At 45.9% G+C, this 1,622-nt stretch carries 3 protein-coding genes and 1 riboswitch; all 3 genes read left to right on the forward strand.

Translation table 11 applies throughout. From position 1 onward, the window contains the following. Positions 1–196: 196 nt before the first annotated feature. Positions 197–302: riboswitch (guanidine-I (ykkC/yxkD leader) on the forward strand. A 61-nt stretch (positions 303–363) separates the two neighbouring features. Beyond that, positions 364–705, forward strand: coding sequence for a DMT family transporter (locus AC1DWB_RS34740; protein WP_477545627.1), 342 nt, complete (start codon positions 364–366; stop codon positions 703–705). 1 nt (position 706) lies between these two features. Continuing rightward, a complete protein-coding gene (locus tag AC1DWB_RS34745; protein WP_477545628.1) occupies positions 707–1,021 on the forward strand; it encodes a DMT family transporter in 315 nt (104 codons plus the stop codon). 248 nt (positions 1,022–1,269) lie between these two features. After that, the coding region (locus AC1DWB_RS34750) for a hypothetical protein (RefSeq protein WP_477545629.1) at positions 1,270–1,622 on the forward strand (353 nt) is incomplete at its 3' end.

Consider the following 1,622-nt stretch of genomic DNA (forward strand, 5'->3'; position numbering starts at 1 on the left):
GGGCTAGCCTTGGCGATAAGCGATGTGTTTCTGATCGGTACGATTCTGGTCATTACGGCGATACCGTTCATATTCCTGCTGCGCAAAAAGCAAAGCCCTGTACAGGAATCGTTGCTTGTTCCAGCACTTACGAAATAATCATGATAAAAGTTTGTACTGCAGCGCAAACTATGGTACTATAATGGCTAATTGCATCAGTCAAGTTTCCTAGGGTTCCGCGTACGTTACTGTACGGTCTGGTCCGAGGGGGAAACACACGATCATGTATCGTGTTCACACGGAGGGATAAAAGCCCGGGAGATCATCGTCATTATGACGGATTTCTCCAGGGCTTTTTTTATTTGGACGAAAGGGGAGACCACAGTGAATTGGAATTGGACTAAAGTATTTGTCGCCGCCTTCTTCGAGGTATTCTGGGTGATTGGATTGAAACATGCGAGTAATGGTTGGCATTGGGCAGGGACGATCATTGCGATCGGTATTAGCTTCTATGTCCTGTTAACAGCCAGTAGAAATTTGCCCGTTGGCACAGTATATTCCGTATTTGTCGGCTTAGGTACGGCTGGTACGGTACTAGCGGATATCGTATTCTTCAATGATCCGTTCAGCTGGTCGAAGCTGATTCTCTTGCTAGTTCTGCTCGGCGGTGTTGTAGGCCTGAAGCTAGTTTCAAGTGAATCGGGAGAGAAGGGAGTGGAGTCGTAAGATGGCCTGGTTGTATTTGTTAATTGCCTGCTGTTGTGAAATGTTCGGCGTGGCGATGATGAATAATTGGAGCATGGACCGAAGCTGGCAAGCGGTAGTCATGTTGATAGTGGGATTTTGTGTAAGTTTCTTCTTCTTGTCACTTGCCATGAAGACACTACCGATGGGAACGGCTTATGCGGTATGGACTGGTATTGGTGCGTGCGGTGGAGCGATCATAGGGATGACACTATATGGAGAATCGCGTAGTATCAAACGCATTTTGTTTATCGCAATGATTCTTGGCTCTGCAATTGGGTTGAAACTTATCTCGTAGTTCTTTCTGCAATTTTAGCACCATTATTGGAGTCTAATAAAGGAATCATCTGGAAGATGTATAAACAATCTGAATAATTGAAGAGGATCGGGGTTGCGCAACTCCCTTATGCGGGGATAAGGAATGTAGGAGCTCATTGGTTAGAGTGTTAATTCCATAAAGAAAGTTAGAGCATTTCAGCCTCTCTCCGTGTACAATAAGTGATGTATGTGAGCGATAACATCCATCGAATAGGGAGGCAATTGAAGATGATCGTTGGAAATGGAACGCATAGGTACGAAGTGGCAGAAGGATGGGCGAAGGTGCCTTCGCAAGTTACACTAGGATATACGCACGGGATTGTCGTTGATTCCGCGAACGATGTTTATGTGTTCCATACCGGAACCCCCTCGGTCGTCAAGTTTAACTCGGCAGGCGATTATATCGACTCTTGGGGTGAACAATTCGCTGGCGGTGCACACGGATTTTATTTGCACAAGGAAGGCACAGAGGAATTCCTCTACATCACTGACACGAAGCAAGGCATTGTAGTGAAGTTAACCCTTAAAGGTGAGACTGTATTAACACTAGCTACACCTGATCTGCCGGATGTGTACAATGC

Source organism: Paenibacillus sp. P4_E11 (assembly GCF_056401635.1).